The sequence below is a fragment of the Variovorax sp. EBFNA2 genome, assembly GCF_033802765.1.
In the GTDB taxonomy this organism is placed as follows: Bacteria; Pseudomonadota; Gammaproteobacteria; order Burkholderiales; family Burkholderiaceae_C; genus Variovorax; species Variovorax paradoxus_H.
In genome coordinates this window covers 3,902,069-3,924,398 of the sequence record NZ_CP138496.1, presented here as the reverse complement: position 1 = coordinate 3,924,398, position 22,330 = coordinate 3,902,069, and the positions used below count along the sequence as shown (strand labels likewise).

21 protein-coding genes are annotated in these 22,330 nt (G+C 67.1%); 19 read left to right on the top strand and 2 right to left on the bottom strand.

Annotated features, from left to right (window positions below; all coding sequences use genetic code 11):
* Positions 1-10 precede the first annotated feature (10 nt).
* From lpdA to RZE79_RS18635, 3 genes are all read left to right on the top strand, one after another.
* Positions 11-1,441, top strand: a complete 1,431-nt coding sequence (gene lpdA / locus RZE79_RS18645; protein WP_319355848.1) for a dihydrolipoyl dehydrogenase — start codon at positions 11-13, stop codon at positions 1,439-1,441.
* 82 nt (positions 1,442-1,523) lie between these two features.
* Entirely contained in the window at positions 1,524-2,621 is a 1,098-nt protein-coding gene (gene zapE / locus RZE79_RS18640; protein ID WP_153283892.1) for a cell division protein ZapE, read from the top strand.
* A complete protein-coding gene (locus tag RZE79_RS18635; RefSeq protein WP_319355847.1) occupies positions 2,618-3,268 on the top strand; it encodes a hypothetical protein in 651 nt (216 codons plus the stop codon). The genes zapE and RZE79_RS18635 overlap by 4 nt, the downstream gene beginning before the upstream one ends.
* Before the next feature lie 16 nt (positions 3,269-3,284).
* Here the strand turns inward: RZE79_RS18635 and RZE79_RS18630 are convergent, their stop codons facing one another.
* The gene (locus RZE79_RS18630) at positions 3,285-4,055 is read right to left on the bottom strand and encodes a protein phosphatase 2C domain-containing protein (RefSeq protein ID WP_319355845.1); all 771 of its coding nucleotides are present in this window, start codon (positions 4,053-4,055) and stop codon (positions 3,285-3,287) included.
* A gap of 107 nt (positions 4,056-4,162) precedes the next feature.
* Here RZE79_RS18630 and RZE79_RS18625 point away from each other — a divergent pair, with 107 nt between their 5' ends.
* Both RZE79_RS18625 and RZE79_RS18620 read left to right on the top strand, forming a co-directional pair.
* Entirely contained in the window at positions 4,163-4,369 is a 207-nt protein-coding gene (locus RZE79_RS18625; protein ID WP_319355844.1) for a YdcH family protein, read from the top strand.
* Positions 4,366-6,456, top strand: a complete 2,091-nt coding sequence (locus tag RZE79_RS18620; RefSeq protein ID WP_319355842.1) for an ATP-dependent DNA helicase — start codon at positions 4,366-4,368, stop codon at positions 6,454-6,456. Before RZE79_RS18625 ends, RZE79_RS18620 begins: the two co-directional genes overlap by 4 nt.
* A 30-nt stretch (positions 6,457-6,486) precedes the next feature.
* Here RZE79_RS18620 and RZE79_RS18615 read toward each other — a convergent pair whose 3' ends face one another.
* Positions 6,487-7,296: an outer membrane protein assembly factor BamD gene (locus RZE79_RS18615; protein WP_153283897.1), complete on the bottom strand. Its 810-nt coding sequence runs from the start codon at positions 7,294-7,296 to the stop codon at positions 6,487-6,489.
* Positions 7,297-7,319: 23 nt separating this feature from the next.
* Between RZE79_RS18615 and RZE79_RS18610 the strand changes: the two genes are divergently transcribed.
* The 14 genes from RZE79_RS18610 to hflX all read left to right on the top strand — a co-directional run bounded on the left by RZE79_RS18610 (position 7,320) and on the right by hflX (position 22,295).
* Complete coding sequence (locus RZE79_RS18610; protein ID WP_373696577.1) at positions 7,320-8,336, top strand: RluA family pseudouridine synthase; 1,017 nt, start codon at positions 7,320-7,322, stop codon at positions 8,334-8,336.
* Between the two features lie 128 nt (positions 8,337-8,464).
* On the top strand, positions 8,465-9,406 hold the full coding sequence (gene scpB / locus RZE79_RS18605) for an SMC-Scp complex subunit ScpB (RefSeq protein ID WP_319355839.1): 942 nt from the start codon (positions 8,465-8,467) through the stop codon (positions 9,404-9,406).
* Positions 9,403-11,253: a pseudouridine synthase gene (locus RZE79_RS18600; RefSeq protein WP_319355837.1), complete on the top strand. Its 1,851-nt coding sequence runs from the start codon at positions 9,403-9,405 to the stop codon at positions 11,251-11,253. The genes scpB and RZE79_RS18600 overlap by 4 nt, the downstream gene beginning before the upstream one ends.
* A 152-nt stretch (positions 11,254-11,405) precedes the next feature.
* Entirely contained in the window at positions 11,406-11,831 is a 426-nt protein-coding gene (gene ndk / locus RZE79_RS18595; protein ID WP_099790074.1) for a nucleoside-diphosphate kinase, read from the top strand.
* A 21-nt stretch (positions 11,832-11,852) separates the two neighbouring features.
* The gene (rlmN, locus tag RZE79_RS18590; protein WP_319355835.1) at positions 11,853-13,019 is read left to right on the top strand and encodes a 23S rRNA (adenine(2503)-C(2))-methyltransferase RlmN; all 1,167 of its coding nucleotides are present in this window, start codon (positions 11,853-11,855) and stop codon (positions 13,017-13,019) included.
* Positions 13,020-13,023: 4 nt separating this feature from the next.
* Positions 13,024-13,875 carry a type IV pilus biogenesis/stability protein PilW gene (pilW, locus tag RZE79_RS18585; RefSeq protein ID WP_153283901.1) on the top strand — a complete coding sequence of 284 codons (852 nt, stop codon included), beginning with the start codon at positions 13,024-13,026 and terminating at the stop codon, positions 13,873-13,875.
* The gene (locus RZE79_RS18580) at positions 13,868-14,794 is read left to right on the top strand and encodes a helix-turn-helix domain-containing protein (protein WP_319355833.1); all 927 of its coding nucleotides are present in this window, start codon (positions 13,868-13,870) and stop codon (positions 14,792-14,794) included. The genes pilW and RZE79_RS18580 overlap by 8 nt, the downstream gene beginning before the upstream one ends.
* Positions 14,791-16,071, top strand: coding sequence for a flavodoxin-dependent (E)-4-hydroxy-3-methylbut-2-enyl-diphosphate synthase (gene ispG / locus RZE79_RS18575; RefSeq protein ID WP_153283903.1), 1,281 nt, complete (start codon positions 14,791-14,793; stop codon positions 16,069-16,071). Before RZE79_RS18580 ends, ispG begins: the two co-directional genes overlap by 4 nt.
* A 15-nt stretch (positions 16,072-16,086) precedes the next feature.
* Positions 16,087-17,397 carry a histidine--tRNA ligase gene (hisS, locus tag RZE79_RS18570; protein WP_319355831.1) on the top strand — a complete coding sequence of 437 codons (1,311 nt, stop codon included), beginning with the start codon at positions 16,087-16,089 and terminating at the stop codon, positions 17,395-17,397.
* A 6-nt stretch (positions 17,398-17,403) separates the two neighbouring features.
* Positions 17,404-18,096 (top strand): tetratricopeptide repeat protein, encoded by a 693-nt coding sequence (locus RZE79_RS18565; protein ID WP_099790062.1) that lies wholly within the window; start codon positions 17,404-17,406, stop codon positions 18,094-18,096.
* A 12-nt stretch (positions 18,097-18,108) separates the two neighbouring features.
* Positions 18,109-19,251, top strand: coding sequence for an outer membrane protein assembly factor BamB (bamB, locus tag RZE79_RS18560; protein ID WP_062480765.1), 1,143 nt, complete (start codon positions 18,109-18,111; stop codon positions 19,249-19,251).
* A 66-nt stretch (positions 19,252-19,317) separates the two neighbouring features.
* The gene (gene der, locus RZE79_RS18555; protein WP_153283905.1) at positions 19,318-20,661 is read left to right on the top strand and encodes a ribosome biogenesis GTPase Der; all 1,344 of its coding nucleotides are present in this window, start codon (positions 19,318-19,320) and stop codon (positions 20,659-20,661) included.
* 164 nt (positions 20,662-20,825) lie between these two features.
* Positions 20,826-21,071, top strand: a complete 246-nt coding sequence (gene hfq, locus RZE79_RS18550; protein WP_056582504.1) for an RNA chaperone Hfq — start codon at positions 20,826-20,828, stop codon at positions 21,069-21,071.
* A gap of 54 nt (positions 21,072-21,125) precedes the next feature.
* A complete protein-coding gene (gene hflX / locus RZE79_RS18545; RefSeq protein WP_319355826.1) occupies positions 21,126-22,295 on the top strand; it encodes a GTPase HflX in 1,170 nt (389 codons plus the stop codon).
* Positions 22,296-22,330 lie beyond the last annotated feature (35 nt).

Here is a 22,330-nt window from a genome sequence, read left to right as displayed (position 1 = left end):
CAAGACACAGATGGCAAACAAGCAATTCGACGTCGTCGTTATCGGCGGCGGTCCTGGCGGCTACATCGCGGCAATCCGCGCTGCGCAGCTCGGCTTCAACGTGGCCTGCATCGACGAGTGGAAGAACGGCAAGGGCGGCCCCGCACCGGGCGGCACCTGCACCAACGTCGGCTGCATCCCGTCGAAGGCGCTGCTGCAATCGTCGGAGCACTTCGAGCAGGCCGGCCACCACTTTGCGGACCACGGCATCAAGGTCGAAGGCCTCGGCCTCGACGTCGAGAAGATGCTGGCCCGCAAGGACCAGGTCGTGAAGCAGAACAACGACGGCATCCTGTACCTGTTCAAGAAGAACAAGATCAGCTTCTTCCATGGCCGTGGTTCGTTCGTGAAGGCGGACGAAGCCGGCTACGAGATCAAGGTGACGGGCGCCGCTGAAGAATCGATCAGCGGCAAGCACATCATCCTGGCCACGGGCTCCAACGCCCGCGCGCTGCCGGGCACGCCGTTCGACGAGGAAAACATCCTCTCGAACGACGGTGCGCTGCGCATCGGCGCCGTGCCGAAGAAGCTGGGCCTGATCGGCTCGGGCGTCATCGGCCTCGAAATGGGCTCGGTGTGGCGCCGCCTCGGTGCCGAAGTCACGGTGCTCGAAGCACTGCCGACTTTCCTGGGCGCCGTGGACGAGCAGATCGCCAAGGAAGCCAAGAAGGCCTTCGACAAGCAGAAGCTGAAGATCGAACTCGGCGTCAAGGTCGGCGAGATCAAGTCGTCGAAGAAGGGCGTGAGCGTCGCCTGGACCAACGCCAAGGGCGAAGCCCAGACGCTGGAAGTCGACAAGCTGATCGTCTCGATCGGTCGCGTGCCCAACACCATCGGCCTGAACGCCGAAGCCGTGGGCCTGAAGCTCGACGAGCGCGGCGCCATCGCCGTGGACGACGACTGCAAGACCAGCCTGCCCAACGTGTGGGCGATCGGCGACGTGGTGCGCGGCCCGATGCTGGCGCACAAGGCCGAGGAAGAAGGCGTGGCCGTGGCGGAGCGCATCGCGGGCCAGCATGGCCACGTGAACTTCAACACCGTGCCGTGGGTGATCTACACCAGCCCCGAGATCGCATGGGTCGGCCAGACCGAGCAGCAGCTCAAGGCCGCGGGCCGCGCCTACAAGGCCGGCACCTTCCCGTTCCTGGCGAACGGCCGCGCACGCGCGCTGGGCGACACGACCGGCATGGTCAAGTTCCTGGCCGATGCCACCACCGACGAGATCCTGGGCGTGCACATCGTGGGTCCGCAGGCCAGCGAGCTGATCTCCGAAGCCGTGGTGGCCATGGAGTTCAAGGCGAGCGCCGAAGACATCGCGCGCATCTGCCATGCGCACCCGTCGCTGTCGGAAGCCACGAAGGAAGCGGCCCTGGCCGTGGACAAGCGCACGCTCAACTTCTGATCTCCGGTTCTTGAGCGAACCCGGCCCCGATCGACCCTCGCGGGGCGGTCGGGGTTCTCCATTTTTGAAGCGATCCGATCCCTTGAGCGTCAAACAGGCTTACGAAGCGGAACTCGCGGTACGCGGGTTCAAGAGCGATCCCGCACAACTCGCGGCCGTCGAGGCGCTCGACCGTTGCGCCACCGAGTGGGGCGAGTACAAGGCCCGGCGCTCCAACGCGCTGAAGAAGCTCATCAACCGGCCGGAGCTGCCGCGCGGCGTTTACATGTATGGCGGCGTGGGGCGCGGCAAGAGCTTCCTGATGGACCTGTTCTTCAATGCCGTGCCGCTGCGGCGCAAGACGCGCCTGCACTTCCACGAGTTCATGCGCGAAGTGCACCGCGAGCTGCGCGACCTGCAGGGCACCGTGAACCCGCTCGACGAGCTGGGACTGCGCATCTCCAAGCGCTACAAGCTGATCTGCTTCGACGAGTTCCACGTGGCGGATATCACCGACGCGATGATCCTGCACCGGCTGCTCGTGTCGCTGTTCGACAACGGCGTGGGCTTTGTCACCACCTCGAACTTCAAGCCCGACGACCTGTACCCGGGCGGCCTGCACCGCGACCGCATCCTGCCCGCCATTGCACTGCTCAACCAGAAGCTCGAAGTTCTGAGCGTGGACAACGGCACCGACTACCGGCGCCGCACGCTGGAGCAGCTGCGCATGTACCTCACGCCGAACGACGCGGCGGCCGAGAAGGAATTGCGCCACGCCTTCGACAAGCTGGCCGAGACGGCCGACGAAAACCCGATCCTGCACATCGAGCAGCGCGAGATCCGCGCGCGGCGCAAGGCCGGCGGCGTGGTGTGGTTCGACTTCAAGACGCTGTGCGGCGGGCCGCGCTCGCAGAACGACTACCTGGAAATCGCGAGCCAGTTCCACACCGTGCTGCTGTCCGACGTGCCGCACATGCCCGTGCGCATGGCCTCGGAAGCACGCCGTTTCACCTGGCTGGTCGATGTCTTGTACGACCGGCGCTGCAAGCTCATCATGTCGGCTGAGGTTCCGCCCGAGGCGTTGTACACGGAGGGCCCGCTGGCGCACGAGTTTCCGCGCACGGTGTCCCGGCTCACCGAAATGCAGTCGAGCGAATTCCTCGCCCTGGAACGCCGCATCGTCGACACCCGACTCACATGAAAAAAACCGCTCTTGCCCTGTTCCTGGCGTTGGTCAGCCTGCCGCTCTGGGCCCAGTCCAATGCGGCCTCGGGCAGCGCCGACCTCGAAGCCGAACGCAGCCGCCTGGCCACTGAACGCGAGGCCATCGAGTCGCGCTACGCGAAGGAGCGCGCGGCCTGCTACAAGAAATTCGCGGTCGAAGACTGCCTGCGCGAAAGCCGCAGCCGCCGTCGCAAGGAAACCGACCACATCAAGCGGCAGGAAACCGCGATCAACGACATCCAGCGCCAGCGCAGCGGCGCCGCCGAGCTGCAGAAGCTCGACCAGAAGGCCGCCAATCAGCGCCCACAGGATTCGCGCGAACAGCGCGAGAAGTCGCAAGAAGACCAGAAGGCGCGCGAACAGCGTGCCGCCGATCACGCGGCAAGCCGCGCCGCGACGGCGGCCGACGCGGACGCGCGCCAGCGCCAGTTCAAGGACAAGCAGAAGGCCCATGCCGACGAGCAGGCCAAGGCGGCGCAGCGCCGCGCCGAAGCGCCGGCCGCGACCACGCGCTTCGAAGAAAAGCAAAGGCGGGCGGCGGAACACCGCGCCAACCGCGAACGCCAGAACGCCGAGCGCACCAAGCCGCGCGGTGCGCCGTTGCCGCCAGCACCGGCGCCCTGACAAAGGGCGGGGGCGCTCAGGCCGCCGCAGGCAGCGGGTCGAGCTTGAGCACCGCGATCGAGATGTTGTCGCCCGTGCCGCGTGCGCGGCGCCGGGCTTCCCCCACGAGAATTTCGACCGCATCGCGCGGGGGCTGCGCGTACAGCACGCTGGCCAGCTCTTCCGGCGAGAAGTAGTGCCAGAGCCCGTCGCTGCACGCCATCAGCAGATCGCCCGGCTGCAGCTTGGGAATGTGGTGCGGATCGACGGGCGGCGGCGTGGTCGTCATGCCCAGGCAGCCCAGCAGGATGTTGCCTTGCGGATGGATGTTGGCCTCGGCCTCGCTGATCTGGCCGCGATCGACCAGCGCCTGCACATACGAATGGTCGCGCGTGCGCTTGACCAGCGCGCCGTCGTTGAAGTGATAGATGCGCGAGTCGCCTGCGTGGATCCACGCGCAGTCGCCCTGGGGCGTCATGAGGAAGGCGGCCAGCGTGCTGTGCGGCTCCTGCTCGCTGGACAGCGCCGTGAGCTTGATGACCGTGTGGGCGTCTTCGAGCAGCTGGCGCAGCACGACAGCAGGGTCGTCGCGCTCGGGGCTGAAACGGGTGAAGAGCTGGCGCGCGGTCATCAGCACCTGGTCGGACGCCTTGCGCCCGCCGCTGCGCCCGCCCATGCCGTCGGCGATGACGCCGAGCACGCAGCCCGGCGTGCGCGGATGGCTCATCAACAGCACCTGGTCCTGCTGGTAGGGGCGGTCCCCCTTGTGGAGGCCGGTGGCTGCGGCGAGTCGAAAGCCTTGGGTCATGAGCGCTGGGGCGCCAGAGGCGCGCTTTCTGTCTTCTCTGGGGTTCGTGTCAGGACGTATTATCGAATGAACACGCGCGGCCCCATGCGGCACGCGCACCCCCACCGTTGGACTCCAATCTTCATTCCCTTTCCCGTCAGCTGATCGAGCTGCGCATGGCGCATGCCGACCTCGACGCCACCATCGACCGGCTCTCGGAAGACAGTGCGCCGCCCGACGAATTGCTGATGCGCCGCCTGAAAAAACGCCGCCTCGCCCTGCGCGACCAGATCGCCCGGCTCGAGAACGCGCTCGACCCGAAAGAGCCGGCGTGACGTCGCCGCTCGAAAACCAGGTGCGCGACGCGTTCGCGCAGGACGGGGTGCTGTCGCAGGCCGCCGAGCAGTTCCGCGAGCGCGGCGGCCAGACCGAGATGGCCATGGCCGTGGCCCGCACCATCTCCGACGGCGGCATCCTCGTGGTCGAGGCCGGCACCGGCGTGGGCAAGACTTTTTCGTACCTCGTGCCCGCGCTGCTGAGCGGCGAGCGCGTGCTGCTCTCGACCGCCACCAAGACCCTGCAGGACCAGCTGTTCGGCCGCGACCTGCCGCGCCTCGTCGAAGCCTTCGCACTGCCGATACGCACGGCGCTGCTGAAAGGGCGGGGCAGCTACCTGTGCCTGCACCGGCTCGACATGGCGCGCCACGACGCTTCGCTGCCCGAGCGCGGCAGCCTGCGCACGCTGGCAAAGATCGAGCAGTGGTCGAAAGCCACGCGCACCGGCGACTTGGCTGAGCTGCCGGGGCTCGACGAACGTTCGCCGTTGATCCCGCTGATCACTTCCACGCGCGAGAACTGCCTGGGCGCGCAGTGCCCGCAGTTCAAGTCATGCCACGTCAACCTGGCGCGGCGCGAGGCGCTGGCGGCCGACATCGTGGTCATCAACCACCATCTGTTCTTTGCCGACCTCGCGGTGCGCGAGACCGGCATGGCTGAGTTGCTGCCGACCGTGAGCGTCGTCGTGTTCGACGAGGCGCACCAGCTCAACGAAACCGGCGTGCAGTTCCTCGGCGCGCAGCTCGGCAGTGGACAGGCGCTCGACTTTGCGCGCGACATGCTCGGCGCGGGCCTGCAGCATGCGCGTGGGCTGGTCGACTGGCAGCAGTTGGTGGCGGGCGTCGAACGCGCGGCGCGCGAACTGCGCCTGGTGGTCGGCAAGCAGTGGCCGGGCGCCAAGCTGCGCTGGATCGGCCCTGCACCCGAGGGCGTGAATGCCGAGGCCTGGCAGGGCGCGCTCGACGACTTGCAAGACGCCTTCGTACAGGCCGCCGACGGGCTGGACACGGTGAGCGAAATCTCGCCCGACTTCGTGCGCCTGCACGAGCGCGCGCGCCAGCTCGCCAAGCGCACCGCGCGTTTCGCGCAACCCTGCGAACTCGACTCGGTGCGCTGGGTCGACGTGGGTACGCAGCTGCGCCTGATCGAGTCGCCGCTCGACATCGCCGATGCGATGCGCAAACGGGTGCTCAAGCTGGCCGACGAGCCTGTGGAGTCCGACTTGCCATACGGGAATGAGGGCGATGACGACGAAGACCCCGAGCACGGCGCGGTCCCGCCGCCACCGCAGGAAGACAGCCGCCGCGCCTGGGTGTTCACCTCCGCCACGTTGGGCGACGACCCCACGCTGCGCTGGTTCACCGAGCCCTGCGGCCTGCGCGACGCCGAAGTGCTGCGCGTCCAGAGCCCGTTCGACTACGCCTCGCAGGCAGCGATCTACGTGCCGCGGGCTTTTCCGAAGCCCAACGATCCCACGCACAGCCAGCAGGTGGCCAAGCTGGCCGCGCATGGCGCTGCCGAACTTGGCGGTCGCACGCTGGTGCTGACCACCACGCTGCGCGCGCTGCGCACCATCGGTGATGCGATGCGTCAGCAGTTCGAACTGCTCCAGACGGAGGCGCGGCCCGAGGTGCTGGTGCAGGGCGAGCTGCCCAAGCGCGTGCTCATGGACCGCTTCCGCGAAGGCGCGAGCAACGGGCGCGCGGGCTGCGTGCTGGTCGCGTCGGCGTCGTTCTGGGAAGGCTTCGATGCGCCGGGCGACGCGCTGCAGTTCGTGGTGATCGACAAGCTGCCGTTCCCGCCGCCCAACGACCCCTTGGTGGAGGCGCGTTCGCAGCGGCTCGAAGCGCAGGGGCGCAGCTCGTTCAGCGATTACTCGCTGCCCGAAGCGGCCGTGGCGTTGAAACAGGGAGCGGGGCGCCTCATTCGCCGAGAAACCGACAGCGGCGTGCTCGCGATCTGCGACACGCGCCTCGTGGCGATGGGCTATGGCCGGCGGCTGCTGGCGGCGTTGCCGCCGATGCGCCGGCTGGAAACCGAAGCGGATTTCGAGAGCGCGATCGACGCGCTCAAGAAACCCGACTGAGATCTACCTAACGGGTCGGCTGGCTCTGGGTTACCAGAGCTTCCACCACGGGTCGTCCTTGCCCTTGAAGCCGTTGGCCAGGTAGGAACTCTTCGGGTAGTTGGTGGTCAGCACGCGCTGCGCATCGTCGCGCAGGTCCTTCATGCCGAGCGCGTCGTACGACTTCACCATGATGTACAGGGCTTCTTCGAGCGCCGGCACTTCGCGGTAGTCGGCCAGCGCGATCTGTGCCCGGTTGATCGCCGCCAGGTAGGCGCCGCGCGAGTAGTAGTAGCGGGCCACGTGAACCTCGTACTGCGCGAGCGAGTTCACGATGTAGTTCATGCGCTGCCGCGCGTCGGGCGCGTAGCGCGACTCGGGGAAGCGCGTCACGAGGTCGCGGAAGGACTCGAACGATTCCTTGGCGGCCTTCTGGTCGCGCTCCGACAGGTCCTGGCGCGTCAGGAACGCGAACATGCCCAGGTCGTCGTTGAAGTTGATCACGCCCTTCAGGTAGAGCGCGTAGTCGAACGCCGGGCTGGCCGGGTGCAGCTTCATGAAGCGGTCGAGCGTGGCGATGGCGTTGGCTTTTTCGCCTGCCTTGTGCTGGGCGTAGGCCTTCTCGAGCTGGGCCTGTTGGGCCAGCGGCGTGCCGGCGGCACGGCCTTCGAGCTTCTCGTACAGCGGCACTGCCTTGTCGTAGGCGCCGGAGCCGACTTCGTCCTTGGCTTCCGAGTAGATGCGGTTGGGGCTCCAGTTCGCGGTCTTGTCTTCCTTGGTGGTGGAACCACAGCCGGCGACGAGAAGGGCCGCCGCGCTGAGCGCGATCCAGGCAGGGACCGATAATTTGGCGCGAAACATCACATACGGCTTTCGTGAAACAGTTGCCCTCAATTATATCGACCGACCCCCTGACCGATCCTCCGGAAGGGCCTGAAGCTGAAGAGGGCGCCGATCTCGCGGAGCCGAGCGAGCTGCGGCCCTTCGCCATCGACCAGGCGCAGCATGGCCAGCGGCTCGATCGCGCGCTGGCCGCCCTGGTGCCGGAGTTTTCGCGCAGTTACCTTCAGCAACTCATCGAGGCCGGCGCCGTCGAGCTGCAAGGGCGCACGCTCACCAAGGTGTCTGCCACGGTGCGCGTCGGGCAGGCGGGGCGCATCGAGTTGCGGCCCACGCCTCAGAGCCAGGCCTTCCGGCCCGAGGCGATGGACCTGGTCACCGTCCATGAAGACGAGCACCTGCGGATCATCGACAAGCCGGCCGGCCTGGTGGTGCACCCGGCGCCCGGCCACTGGAGCGGCACGCTGCTGAACGGACTGCTGGCGCTCGACCCGAAGGCCGTGCTGCTGCCGCGCGCGGGCATCGTGCACCGCCTCGACCGCGACACCAGCGGCCTGATGGTGGTGGCGCGCACGCGGGCCGCGATGGACGCCATGGTGGCGCTGATCGCCGCGCGCGACGTGAAGCGGCAGTACCTGGCGATGGGGCACAAGGCTTGGGAAGGCGCGGCGGCCCGGCAGGTCGATGCGCCAATCGGCCGCGATCCGCGCAACCGGCTGCGCATGGCCGTGGTCGACCTGGAGCGCCACGCGGGCAAGACGGCACGCACGCTGATCGAGCGGCTCGACAGCCACACCGACGGCTGCGCGGTGCGCTGCACGCTCGAAACCGGTCGCACCCACCAGATCCGCGTGCACATGGCGTCGATCGGTCATCCGCTGGTCGGCGACGCGTTGTATGGCGGCGCCCCCGCAGTGGGCCTGTCGCGGCAGGCGCTGCATGCGTTCCGGCTGGCGTTTGTGCATCCCGTCACGCAGCAGGTGATGGAGTTCCGCTCGCCGCCGCCGCCCGATCTGGCCCAGGCTTTGCAGACCTGGGGGCTGGATTACAATCGCGCCTGACGGCCCGAGGGCCGCGCCGGCCACCCGATGCCGGCCTTGCGTTGCACTCGCCGCGTGCCGGCAACGCCTACCCCTTCCATCCATCTGAACAAGCGTCGCCAGGCGCCTTTTTCCGGATAACGCGAACCATGAATACGGCGGATGCCAAGCGCATTCTCGAAACCGCCTTGATCTGTTCGAGCCAGCCGCTGCCGGTGCGCGACATGCGCGTGCTGTTCGACGACGAGCTGGGCGTGGACACCATCAAGGTGCTGTTGCTCGAACTGCAGGAAGACTGGGCGCAACGCGGCCTGGAGCTGGTGAGCGTCGGCAGCGGCTGGCGTTTCCAGAGCCGGCCCGAGATGCGCGACGCCCTCGATCGCCTACATCCCGAGAAGCCGCCGCGCTACACGCGCGCCGCCCTCGAGACCTTGGCCATCATTGCCTACCGGCAGCCGGCCACGCGCGGCGACATGGAAGACATCCGCGGCGTCACGATCAACTCGCTGATCCTCAAGCAGCTCGAAGACCGCGGCTGGGTCGAGGTGATCGGCCACCGCGAAACGGTCGGCCGGCCCGCGCTCTACGCGACGACCCGCCAGTTTCTCGACGACCTTGGGCTGGCCTCGCTGGACCAGTTGCCGCTGGTGGAAACGCCCGCGCAGCAGGCGGCGCTGGTCGATGCACTGCAGCAGGCCTCGGGCGACCAGCCGGGACTGCCGATGGATGTCGACGCGGCGGAAGACGCCGTGGCCGAATCCGCAGACGCCGCCGTGCGCGTGGCCGAAGAGGGCGTGCAGCCCGAACTCGACATGGTCGATGCGCCGCCCGAGTCGGCTGAGCTGGCCGAGGTCGTTTCGACCGATGCGGCGGAGTTTGCCGAAGAGGTGGTGGCGATCACCGAGGGCGACGAAGCCGTCGAGCCCGTAGATGAAGCGCCCCAGGCGTCCGAGCCAGAAGCCGGCAAGTTGCCCGCCGACCCCGAAGGGGCCATCGCGCCCGAAGAACCCCCATCCGACGTCCCGTCCCCCGCAGCGGACGAGGCCGATCCCCACGATCCCCACGCTGTTTCTCCCGGAAAAACCCCATGAGCTCATCCGACACCGACGACGCAGCGAAGCTGCCGGTCGAACCCGAAGTCAAGAAGCGGAAGCGGACAGCCACGCCCAAGCAGGCGACGGAAGTTGCGGTTGAATCCGTGGTTGCGCCCGCAGAGGCAGCAGGGGCCGAGGCCGAAGCAGCGCCGAAGAAGCCGCGTGCGCCCCGCAAGAAGAAGGCGGTCGAGGTTCCGGCTGCCGATGAGCAATTGCAGAGTGCGGCGGAAGTCGCTCCTGCGGCCGAAGCTCCCGCGGCGGTGGAGCCCGATGTGGCGCCCGTGGTTGCCAAAGCCGCGACGGCCGACGAAGACGAGCCCGCACCGGTCGAAACGAAGCGTCCCCAGGCGTCCGATCAGGACGACGACCGCGCGGACGATGACGAGGAAGACGAGGAAGACGAGCCCGACGAAGAGGAAGACGACCTCGACCGTGCCCGTCGCGCCGCCGAGCGCGAGCAGCGCAATGCGCTGCCGCCCGAGCCGATCCGTTTCTCCGACGTCATTTCGGGCCAGTTCGATGCCGACGAAGAGAGCCCCGAGGTGCCGCCGCTCAAGCGCGTGCTGCTGCCCGAAGCCGATTCGCCCAAGCTGCACAAGGTGCTGGCGCAGGCCGGTCTGGGTTCGCGCCTCGAGATGGAGCAGCTGATCCTGCAGGGCCGCATCTCGGTCAACAACGAGCCGGCCCACATCGGCCAGCGCATCCAGTACGGCGACCAGGTCAAGATCAACGGCAAGCCGATCCGCTACCGCATCGCACCGCCGCCGCCGCGCGTGATCGCGTACCACAAGCCTGTGGGCGAGGTCGTCACGCACGACGACCCGCAGAACCGCCCGACGGTGTTCCGCAAGCTCCCGCGTCTGCAGCAGGGCAAGTGGCAATCGGTCGGCCGGCTCGACCTGAACACCGAAGGCCTGCTGCTGTTCAGCAGCTCCGGCGATCTGGCCAACCAGCTCATGCACCCGCGCTTCGGCCTGGAGCGTGAGTACGCGGTGCGCGTGCTGGGCGCGCTCACCGCCGAAGAAAAGAAAAAGCTGATCGAAGGCGTGCGCCTGGAAGACGGCATGGCGCAGTTCGGCACCATCGAAGACGGCGGCGGCGAAGGCTCCAACTGCTGGTACCGCGTGACCATTTCCGAAGGCCGCAACCGCGAAGTGCGTCGCCTGTTCGAGTCGGTGGGCCACGCGGTCAGCCGGCTCATCCGCATCCGCTACGGCGCGATGGTGCTGCCGCGCGGTCTCAAGCGCGGTGCCTGGATGGAGCTCGATGAGCGCGATATTCAAGCGCTGTTCCAGGCCTCCGGCGGTGCGCAGGCGCGCCCGGCCGGTCCGTCGCAGCAACGTGGCCCCGGTGGTCCGGAGGGCGGCGGTCGCAACGGCCGGAACAAGAAGCGCCGTGGCAACAACAACAACCGAAACGGCAACAACGTCGGCGGCATGGGCGGCGGTCAGCCGCGTGAAGCACGCGGCGAAGCACCGATCCCGAGCCCGTTGGGCGACGGTCGTCCGCCGCGCGGCGAGCGCGGAGGACGCGGTGGCCCGAACCGGGGCGGCGGCAACGGCGGTCCGCCGCAGCAACAAGGGCGCCGCGGCAACGCAGGCCCCGGCAACCGCCAGGGCGGCCAGGGGCAAGGGCAGGGCGGCGGTGGCAATCGGGCGCCAGGTGGCGGCGCTGCGAACCAGCCCGATCCGATGAAGACGTCGGTCGGCTACATCGGTGCCGACAGCTTCTCGCGCCAGCGCAAGGAACAGCGCGGTGGTCCGGGACGTCGCGGCGGTGGTGGGGGCTCGCAAGGCGGTGGCGGCTTCGGTGGCCCGGCCGGCAGCCGCCGCCGCGGACGCTGAAAACCAGCCGTCGCAGCGCGGCCTTTCGCGGGGTTTTCACCAATCCCGCAGGTCGCGCCGGTTAAAATCAGAGGCTTTGTCGACGGGCCGCGAAACAAATTCGCTGCAGTTGTGACAAAACACTTCAAAATCAAAGCTCAGGAAGCATTTCAATGGCTATCGAACGTACCCTTTCCATCATCAAGCCCGACGCCGTCGCCAAGAACGTCATCGGCAAGATCGTCTCCCGCTTCGAGGCTGCCGGCCTCAAGGTTGTCGCTGCCAAGCTGGTTCACCTGTCGCGCAACGAAGCCGAACAGTTCTACTCGGTGCACAAGGAGCGTCCCTTCTTCAAGGACCTCGTCGAGTTCATGATCTCGGGCCCCGTGTTCGTGCAAGCACTCGAAGGCGAGAACGCCATCGCCAAGAACCGTGACCTGATGGGCGCCACGGACCCGAAGAAGGCAGCCGCCGGCACCATCCGCGCCGACTTCGCCGACAGCATCGACGCCAACGCCGTTCACGGCTCGGACGCGCCCGAAACGGCTGCCGCCGAAGTCGCTTTCTTCTTCGCCGGCCTCAACGTCTACGCACGCTGAAGCCGTTTCTCGCCTGAATTCATGACCACAGCCAATCTGCTCGAATTCGATCTCGACGGGCTGGCTGCGTTCTGCGAAAAACTCGGCGAGAAAAAATTCCGCGCCACGCAGCTGTTTCGCTGGATCCACCAGCGTGGCGCCGCCGACTTCACCCAGATGACCGATCTGGCGAAGTCGCTGCGCGAGAAACTCGCGACCACCGCGCGCGTGGAGGCCCTGTCGGTCCTCACGCAGCATGAATCCAAGGACGGCACGATCAAGTGGCTGTTCGACGTCGGCGGCGGTGATGCGGTCGAGGCCGTGTTCATTCCCGAAGACGATCGCGGCACGCTGTGCGTGTCGTCGCAGGCCGGTTGCGCCGTGGGCTGCCGCTTTTGCTCGACCGGGCATCAGGGCTTCAGCCGCAACCTCACCACGGGCGAAATCGTCGCCCAGCTCTGGTTCGCCGAGCACTTCCTGCGCAAGCACCTCAAGCGCAACGAGCGCGTCATCTCCAACGTGGTGATGATGGGCATGGGCGAGCCGCTGCAGAACTACTCGGCGCTGGTGCCCGCATTGCGCACCATGCTCGATGACAACGCCTACGGGCTGTCGCGCCGCCGTGTCACGGTGTCGACTTCCGGCGTGGTGCCGATGATCGACCGCCTGGGTGCCGATTGCGCCGTGGCCATGGCCGTCTCGCTGCATGCGCCCAACGATGCGCTGCGCGACGACCTCGTGCCGCTCAACCGCAAGTACCCGATCGCCGAACTGCTCGAGGCCTGCAAGCGCTACCTCGTGCATGCGCCGCGCGATTTCATCACCTTCGAATACTGCATGCTCGACGGCGTCAACGACCAGCCCGAGCACGCGCGTCAGCTGATCGAGCTCGTGCGCAAGCACGACGTCTCGTGCAAGTTCAACCTGATTCCGTTCAACCCGTTTCCTGCGTCGGGCCTGCTGCGCTCGCCGCAACCGCGTGTGCTGGCCTTTGCCCGCACGTTGAGCGAAGCGGGCCTCGTGACCACCGTGCGCAAAACGCGCGGTGACGACATCGACGCCGCCTGCGGACAACTCGCCGGCGACGTGAAGGATCGCACCCGTGCGGCCGAGCGCATGGCCCAGCGCCGTGCGGAGGTGGCCGAGCGCCCCGTCGTGCTGCACCCTCGCGCCAAGACCCCCAAAACAACCGTTCCCCAGGAGCATTGACGCAATGAGCATGGCCTTACCGACGACGACCGCGAGCGTGCAGCGAGTGCTGAGCGCAGGAATCGCGAGCGTCGCCGTGGCGCTTCTTCTCGCGGGCTGCGTCAACACGCGAACCACCACCACCGGGCTTGTCGGCAGCGGAGCCGACAGTGGCGCCCCTGTCGTGACCCACACCGACGAAAACAACCGCCGACGCGCCCGCCTGCGGATGGAGCTGGCTGCCGGTTACTTCGAACAGGGCCAGACCTCGGTTGCCCTCGAAGAACTCAAGCAGGTGCTGGCCATCGATCCGGGTTACGCCGATGCCTACAACCTGCGCGGGCTGGTCTACATGCGGCTCGAGGACGCGGCCCAGGCGGAAGACAGCTTCCGCCGCGCGGTCGCGATCAATCCGCGCGACGCCAACACGCGCCACAACTACGGCTGGTTGCTGTGCCAGCAGAACCGCTACGGCGACGCCGCGCAGCAGTTCGCCGCGGCACTGGCCGTGCCCAGCTATGCCGACCGCGCCAAGACGCTCATGACCCAGGGGGTTTGCGAGCTCAAGGCCGGCCAGCGGCAGCAAGCTGAACGCAGCCTGCTGCAGGCCTACGAACTCGACGCCGGCAATCCGGTGATCGGCTTCAACCTGGCCTCGGTGCTGGCGCAGCGCGAAGAGTGGTCGCGCGCGCAGTTCTACGCTCGACGTGTCAACAACAGCCCGTCGGCCAATGCCGAGACGCTCTGGCTGGGCGTCAAGATCGAACGGAAGCTCAACAACCGTGAGGCTGTCGCGCAGCTGGGCGGTCAACTGCAACGACGTTTCCCTCAATCGCGGGAGGCAATGGCGTACGAGCGCGGGAATTTCAATGACTGAACGGGTTTCGGAGTTCGGGACGTCCGCGGCACTGCCGCTGGCAGAGGCCGACGTCGCGGAAAAAACGGCCGGCGACATGCTGCGCGAAGCGCGCGAAGCACATGGCCTGCACATCGAGATGGTGGCCGCGGCGCTCAAGGTGCCGCCGCAAAAGCTGCTCGCGCTTGAAGCCAACGACATCGCCTCGCTGCCCGACCCCGTCTTTGCGCGGGCCCTCGCCAGCAGCGTGTGCCGCGCACTGCGCGTCGATCCGGCGCCGGTGCTCGCCAAGCTGCCGGGCGCCCAGCGCGCACCGCTGGCCGAAACCAATCGGACGCTGAACGCCCGTGTGGTCTCCGACACGCCGCGCTGGAACGGTGGGCGCTCCGGCGGCCTGCCGTCGCGCGCGCTGCTGACGGTCGTGGTGCTGCTGCTGATCGGCGCCGGCGTGCTGTTCTGGATGCCGCAATCGGCGTTTGACCAGATCGGCGCTTCCGTTGGCCGACTGACGGCGAAGAACGAGGCCGAGACCATGCCGCCTCCCGATCAGGGCGGGGTCTCGGAGCCTGTGCCGACGCAGGCCGTGGCCCCGACCGGTCCGGTGGATGCCGCACCGGCTGCTGGTGTCCTGGCCGCCGTGCCGGCCGTCCCGGCCTCTGCGCCCCTGGCGGCGGTCGCCAACACCAGCACCGCGATCAGCCAGCAGCTCGTCTTCGTGGCGCGCGAGGAATGCTGGGTCACCGTCACCGAGGCCGGCGGCAAGCAGTTGCTGCGCCGCAGCCTGCAGGTCGGCGAAACCGTCGGGCTGTCGGGCACGCTGCCGCTGTCCGTGGTGGTGGGGCGTGCATCGGCGGTCGATGTGCAGGTGAACGGAAAGCCCTACGATCTGAAGCCTGTCACCCGCGGAGGCGGCGTGGCGCGTTTCGAGGTGAAATCGTGACAACCGACTGCACTCCCCAACCCATTGAATCGGCCGCGCCCAAGGCGCGCCGCTCGCGCCAGGCCAGTGTGGTCTGGGGACCGCGCACGGTCACGGTGGGGGGCGACGCGCCCACGCGCGTGCAATCGATGACCAACACCGACACGGTCGATGCCATCGGCACCGCGATCCAGGTCAAGGAGCTCGCCATTGCGGGTTCCGAGATGGTCCGCATCACCGTCAACACGCCCGAAGCCGCCGCGCAGGTGCCCTACATCCGCGAGCAGCTCGACCGCATGGGCATCGACGTGCCGCTGATCGGCGACTTCCATTACAACGGCCACCGCCTGCTCACCGACTATCCGGCCTGCGCCGAGGCGCTGAGCAAGTACCGCATCAACCCCGGCAACGTGGGCAAGGGCGACAAGAAGGACAAGCAGTTCGGCCAGATGATCGACGCGGCCATGCGCTGGAACAAGCCGGTGCGCATCGGCGTGAACTGGGGCAGCCTCGACCAGGAACTGCTCGCCAGCCTGATGGACACCAACAGCCAGCGCGCCACGCCCTGGGACGCCAAGCAGGTGATGTACGAGGCGCTGATCACCTCGGCCATCGAATCCGCCAAGCTGGCCGAGTCGATGGGCATGGCCGGCAACCAGGTCATCCTGTCGTGCAAGGTGAGCGGCGTTCAAGACCTGATTTCGGTGTACCGCGAACTCGCGCGGCGCTGCGACAACCCGCTGCACCTGGGTCTGACCGAAGCCGGCATGGGCACCAAGGGCACGGTGGCCTCGGCCACGGCGCTGTCGATCCTGCTGCAGGAGGGCATCGGCGACACGATTCGCGTGTCGCTCACGCCGCAGCCGGGCGAGTCGCGCACGCAGGAAGTGCTGATCGCCAACGAAATTCTTCAGGCCCTGGGCCTGCGCGTGTTCGTGCCCAGCGTCACGGCCTGCCCGGGCTGCGGCCGCACCACGAGCACCACGTTTCAAGAGCTGGCCAAGCAGATCGACGACTACCTGCGCCTGCAGATGCCGGTCTGGCGCAAGAAGTACCCGGGCGTCGAGACGCTGAAGGTGGCCGTCATGGGCTGCATCGTCAACGGTCCCGGCGAGAGCAAGCACGCCGACATCGGCATCAGCCTGCCCGGTACCGGCGAAGCGCCTGCGGCGCCGGTCTTCATCGACGGCGAAAAGGCCCTCACGCTGCGCGGCGACAATATCGCCAACGAGTTCCACCAGCTCGTCGAAACCTACATCGAAAAGCGCTTCGGCAGCGATCACGCTGTCCTGGCCTGACACCTCCGCAGACTCATGGCTGAAAAACTGAATGCCGTCAAAGGCATGAACGACATATTGCCGCCCGAATCGGCGCGCTGGGAGTGGCTCGAAGCCACCGTGCGCGACCTGATGGGGCGCTATGCGTACCGCAACGTCCGCACCCCGATCCTGGAGCACACGGCGCTGTTCGTGCGCGGCATCGGCGAGGTGACGGACATCGTCGAGAAGGAGATGTACGCCTTCGAAGACCGCTCGGACAAGCATGGGCAGTCGGAGCATCTGGCGATGCGGCCGGAGAATACGGCCGGCCTCGTGCGCGCCGTGATCGAGCACAACATGCTCTACGAAGGACCCAAGCGCCTTTGGTACATCGGCCCGATGTTCCGTCGCGAAAAGCCGCAGCGCGGGCGCTTCCGCCAGTTCCATCAGATCGGCGCCGAGGCGCTCGGCTTCGCCGGCCCCGATGTCGATGCCGAATTGATCCTGCTGGCCACCGCGCTGTGGAAGGCCATCGGCCTGACCGACGTGCGCCTGGAGCTCAACAGCCTGGGCCAGCCCGCCGAGCGCGCGCTGCACCGCGCGCAGCTCATCGCCCACTTCGAGCAGCACGCCGACAAGCTCGACGAGGACGGCAAGCGCCGTCTGCACAGCAACCCGCTGCGCATCCTCGACACGAAGAATCCGGCGATGAAAGAGGTGGTCGAGTCGGCGCCGAAGCTGATCGATTTCCTCGGCGCCGAATCGCTGGCGCACTTCGAGGGGCTGCAGGCCATCCTCAAGGCCAATGACATCGCCTTCACGATCAACCCGCGCCTCGTGCGCGGTCTCGACTACTACAACCTCACGGTATTCGAGTTCGTGACCGACCGCCTCGGCGCGCAGGGCACGGTGTGCGCTGGCGGCCGCTACGACGACCTCATCGCGCAGATCGGCGGCAAGCCGGCGCCCGCGGTGGGCTGGGCCATCGGCGTCGAGCGCGTGCTCGACCTGCTGAAAGAGCAGGGCGCCGAAGTGCCCGCGCCGGTGCCCGACGTCTATGCCATCGTGCCCGACGCCGCCTCGATGCCTGTCGTGCTGCGCGCCTTGCAGCAACTGCGCGAGACCGGCGTGCGCGTGCAGATGCACGCCAGCACGGCCGAAGGCTTGGCGAGCTTCAAGGCACAGATGCGAAAGGCGGACGCCAGTGGCGCCGCCTACGCCCTGATCTTCGGCGCCGATGAACTTGCGCGCGGTGAAGTGACTCTCAAGGCCTTGCGCGACGCCAGCGTCGCGCAGTCCGCCCGTTCACTTGCTGAAGTGACCACCTGGGCCGCCACCCTACAATCGCCGGCTCCCAACCTCTGACAGCGCATGGCCACCCATCTCGACCTCGAAGAACAGGAACAGCTCGACCAGCTCAAGCATTTCTGGAACACCTACGGCACCCTGATCACTTGGGCCGTGCTGCTCGTCGCCGGCGCCTTCGTGGCCTGGAACGGTTGGCAGTACTACCAGCGCACCAAGGCAGCCCAGGCCGCGGCCCTTTATGACGAGGTCGAGCGCAGCACGCAGTCCGGCGACGTCGAGCGCATCCAGCGCGTGATGACCGACATGAAGGAACGCTTCGCGGGCACCGCCTACGCGCAGCAGGCCGGCCTGCTGGTCGCCAAGACGCTGTTCGACAAGGGCAATGCCGACGGCTCGCGTGCAGCGCTGGGCTGGGTCGCGCAGAACGCCGTCGACCCGGGCTACCAGGCCATCGCCAAGCTGCGTCTCGCGGCCGAACTGCTCGATGCCAAGTCCTACGACGACGCGCTCAAGCAACTCGACGGCAAGGTGCCGACCGAATTCGAACCGCTGGTGGCCGACCGCAAGGGCGACATCTACATGGCGCAAGGCAAGCGCGACGAGGCGCAGGCCGAGTACCGCAAGGCCTGGACCGGCCTCGGCGCGGGCTCGGACTACCGCCGACTGGTCGAGATCAAGCTCAACGCGGTCGGTGTCGACCCGAAGACCCTGGCGCCGACCGTCACCGTGACGCCCGCCGTCCCCAAGAACTCCTGATCGCACACCTCCATGAATTTCAAGCGTTTCATGCCTGAATCGACCGCCCTGCGTGCGGGTTCTGCTCTTGTTCTGGTCGCGCTGCTGGCCGCCTGCTCGGGCTCCGGCAAGCCCAAGCCCGCCGAGTTGCCGGCCAACCCGTCCCTGATGGGCGTGCGCCAGGCCTGGAACGTGCGGATTCCAGGCGTCGAATTCCCGCTCACCGCCGATGTCAGCGGTGACATCGTGACCGTGGCAGGCAGCGACGGCACGGTCGTCGCCATCGACGCCCGCGCCGGTCGCGAAACCTGGCGCGCCAGCGCCGGTGCGCCGCTGGCGGCCGGTGTCGGCAGCGACGGTTCGCTGACGGCCGTGGTCACCACCAACAACGAAGTGGTCGCCATCGAAAACGGCAAGGTGCTGTGGAAGCAGCGCCTGTCGGCCCAGGCCTTCACCGCACCGCTGGTGGCCGGCCGCCGCGTCTTCGTACAGACCGCCGACCGCAGCGTCAGTGCCTGGGACGGCCAGAGCGGCCGCCGCCTGTGGCAACAGCAGCGCCCGGGCGAAAACCTCGTGCTGCGCAAGTCGGGCGTGCTGATCGCAGTCGGTGACACGCTGGTTGCCGGTCTGGGCGGCCGACTCGTCGGCATGAACCCCGGCAACGGCAGCTCGCGCTGGGAAGCCCCCATCGCCGCGCCGCGCGGCACCAACGACGTGGAACGCCTGGTCGACCTGACCGGCAGCGTGAGCCGTTACGGCGACACGGTCTGCGCGCGCGCCTACTACGCGAGCGTCGGCTGCGTCGACACCCTGCGCGGGCAGCTGCTCTGGAGCAAGCCGGCCTCGGGTGCCGACGGCGTGAGCGGCGACGAGCGCTTTCTCTATGGCACTGAATCCGACGGCAGCGTCACCGCCTGGCGCCGCGCCGACGGCGAACGCGCCTGGCAGATGAGCCGCCTGAAGAACCGCGAACTGACCGCGCCGCTGGCCGTGGGCCGTTCGCTGATCATCGGCGAGAGCACCGGCACGCTGCACTTCGTGTCGCGCGAAGACGGTGCGCTGCTGAATCGCGTCACGCCCGATGGTTCGGCCATCACCGTGACGCCGGTCCTGGCCGGCAACACGGTGGTTGTCGTGACCGCCAAGGGCGGCGTCTTCGGTTACCGCCCTGAATAATCATTTTTTGTCTTTCTCTTACTTCCAAGGCCCGACCATGAAAACCGCGCCATCGAAAGGCCGGCCATGAAGCCGGTCGTGGCCCTGGTCGGCCGTCCCAACGTCGGCAAGTCGACGCTCTTCAACCGCCTGACCCAGACGCGCGACGCCATCGTCGCCGACTTCGCCGGCCTCACGCGCGACCGCCATTACGGCAACGGCCGCCTGGGCAAGCACGAGTTCATCGTGATCGACACCGGTGGTTTCGAGCCCGATGCCGGCAGCGGCATCTACAAGGAAATGGCCAAGCAGACGCGGCAGGCCGTGGCCGAGGCCGACGTCGTGATCTTCGTGGTCGATGCCCGCGAAGGTCTCTCGGCGCAAGACCACGACATCGCCAACGAGCTGCGCCGGCTGGGCAAACCCTGCGTGCTGGCGGCCAACAAGGCCGAAGGCATGCACGACGGCACCAAGCTGGTCGACTTCTACGAGCTGGGCTTCGGCGACGTGCACGGCGTGTCCGCGGCGCACGGGCAGGGCATGCGCGACCTGGTCGAACTGGCGCTCGAGCCGCTGAATCTGCCCGACCCGGACGACGAGGAAGACGAAGACGACGTCAACAAGCCGATCAAGCTCGCAGTGGCTGGCCGTCCCAACGTCGGCAAGTCCACACTGATCAACACCTGGCTCGGCGAAGAACGCCTGGTGGCGTTCGACATGCCGGGCACGACGCGCGACGCCATCTCGGTGCCGTTCGAGCGCAACGGGCAGCGCTTCGAGCTGATCGACACCGCCGGCCTGCGCCGCAAGGGCAAGGTGTTCGAGGCGATCGAGAAGTTCTCGGTGGTCAAGACGCTGCAGGCCATCGAGTCGGCCAACGTGGTGCTGCTGTTGCTCGACGCCACGCAGGGCGTGACCGACCAGGACGCGCACATTGCCGGCTACATCCTCGAAAGCGGACGTGCCGTGGTGATCGCCATCAACAAGTGGGACGCGGTCGACAGCTACCAGCGCGAGCAGATCCAGCGGCAAATCGAAACCCGGTTGCCGTTCCTGAAATTCGCGTCATTGCATTTCATATCGGCCATCAAGCGCCAGGGCCTCGGCCCGGTGTGGCAGGCCATTGCCCAGGCCCACAAGTCGGCCACGCGCAAGATGTCGACGCCGGTGCTGACGCGCCTGCTGCTGGAGGCGGTGCAATTCCAAGCGCCCCAACGCGGTGGCATGTACCGACCCAAGCTGCGCTATGCGCACCAAGGCGGCATGAATCCGCCCGTGATCATCATTCACGGCAATTCGCTGGAGCACGTGACCGACGCTTACAAGCGTTTCCTGGAAGGGCGTTTCCGCAAGGAATTCGACCTCGTGGGCACGCCCTTGCGGATCCAGTTCAAAAGCTCGCAAAATCCGTTTGCGGACAAGGACAAGTAGGGGAGCTTGGCCGCCGATGGCAGCCGATGAGCCGCAGCAGGAGTGGAAGTTCCGTCTTTTGAGAACCGTTATTTTCTCAAGGCTTTTGACCCCGATTGCTGCGGCGCAGAAACCCTGTGTTAAGGTCATCTCTCCAACAACTACTCTTGAACACGGAGAATATCGTGAGCAATAAAGGGCAACTTCTGCAAGACCCGTTTCTGAACACCTTGCGTCGCGAGCATGTGCCGGTTTCCATTTATTTGGTGAACGGCATCAAGCTGCAAGGCCAGATCGAGTCCTTCGATCAATACGTCGTGTTGCTCCGCAATACAGTGACGCAAATGGTCTACAAGCACGCCATTTCCACCATCGTGCCGGGTCGTGCCGTCAACTTCTCGGCCAACGAGAACGACGACGCCGCCGCCTGATCGCGCGGAGCGCGGCGGCAACCCCGCCGCGCTTTTTCCTTATTCTGATTCCGCTTGTCTGATTCGATCCCCCGCCAGGAAGGCGCCGCCGTTCTCGTCGGCGTCGATTTCGGGCTGCCCCATTTCGACAGCGAGCTCGAAGAACTCGGCCTGCTCGCACAAACCGCGGGCCTCACGCCTGTCGCCCGCCTGGCCTGCAAGCGCAAGGCGCCCGATGCGGCGCTTTTCGTCGGCAGCGGCAAGGCCGAAGAGATCAAGGAGCTTGCCGCCATGCACCGGGCGAGCGAGGTCATCTTCGACCAGTCGCTGAGCCCTGCGCAGCAGCGCAACCTCGAACGCCAGCTCGATGTCGCGGTCTACGACCGCACCTTCCTCATCCTCGAAATCTTCGCCCAGCGCGCCCGTTCGCACGAAGGCAAGCTTCAGGTCGAGCTGGCTCGTCTGCAGTACCTGAGCACGCGGCTGGTCCGTCGCTGGTCCCACCTGGAGCGCCAGACCGGCGGTGCAGGTGTGCGCGGCGGCCCCGGCGAAAAGCAGATCGAGCTCGACCGCCGAATGATCAACGAGTCGATCAAGCGCACGCGCGAGCGCCTGGCCAAGGTGCAGAAGCAGCGCAGCACGCAGCGCCGGCAGCGCGAGCGCCGCGAGACCTTCAACATCTCGCTCGTCGGCTACACCAACGCGGGCAAGTCGTCGATCTTCAATGCGATGGTCAAGGCCCGCGCCTATGCGGCCGACCAGCTGTTCGCCACGCTCGACACCACCACCCGCAATCTCTATCTGGGCGATGCACGCCGGCAGGTGTCGATCTCCGACACGGTGGGCTTCATCCGCGACCTGCCGCACGGCCTGGTCGATGCGTTCAAGGCCACCTTGCAGGAGGCGGTCGATGCCGACCTGCTGCTGCACGTGATCGACGCCTCCAACCCGCACTATCCCGAGCAGATGGCCGAGGTGCAATCGGTGCTGCAGGACATCGGCGCGGGCGACGTGCCGCAATTGCTGGTGTTCAACAAGCTCGACGCCCTTGAAAGCGCGCAACATCCGCTGCATCTGCAGGACGAGATGGAAATCGACGGCGTGCAGGTTCCCCGCATCTTCCTCAGCGCCAAGACCGGTGAGGGCCTGCCGTTGCTGCGGGCCGAGCTGGCCCGGCGGTCGGGTTCCGTCGCCGATACGATGACCCCTGAGGCGGACGCTGAATTGCACGATGCGGCCCCTTGATTGGGCACAATCCCGCCACTGACACGAGAACGAAG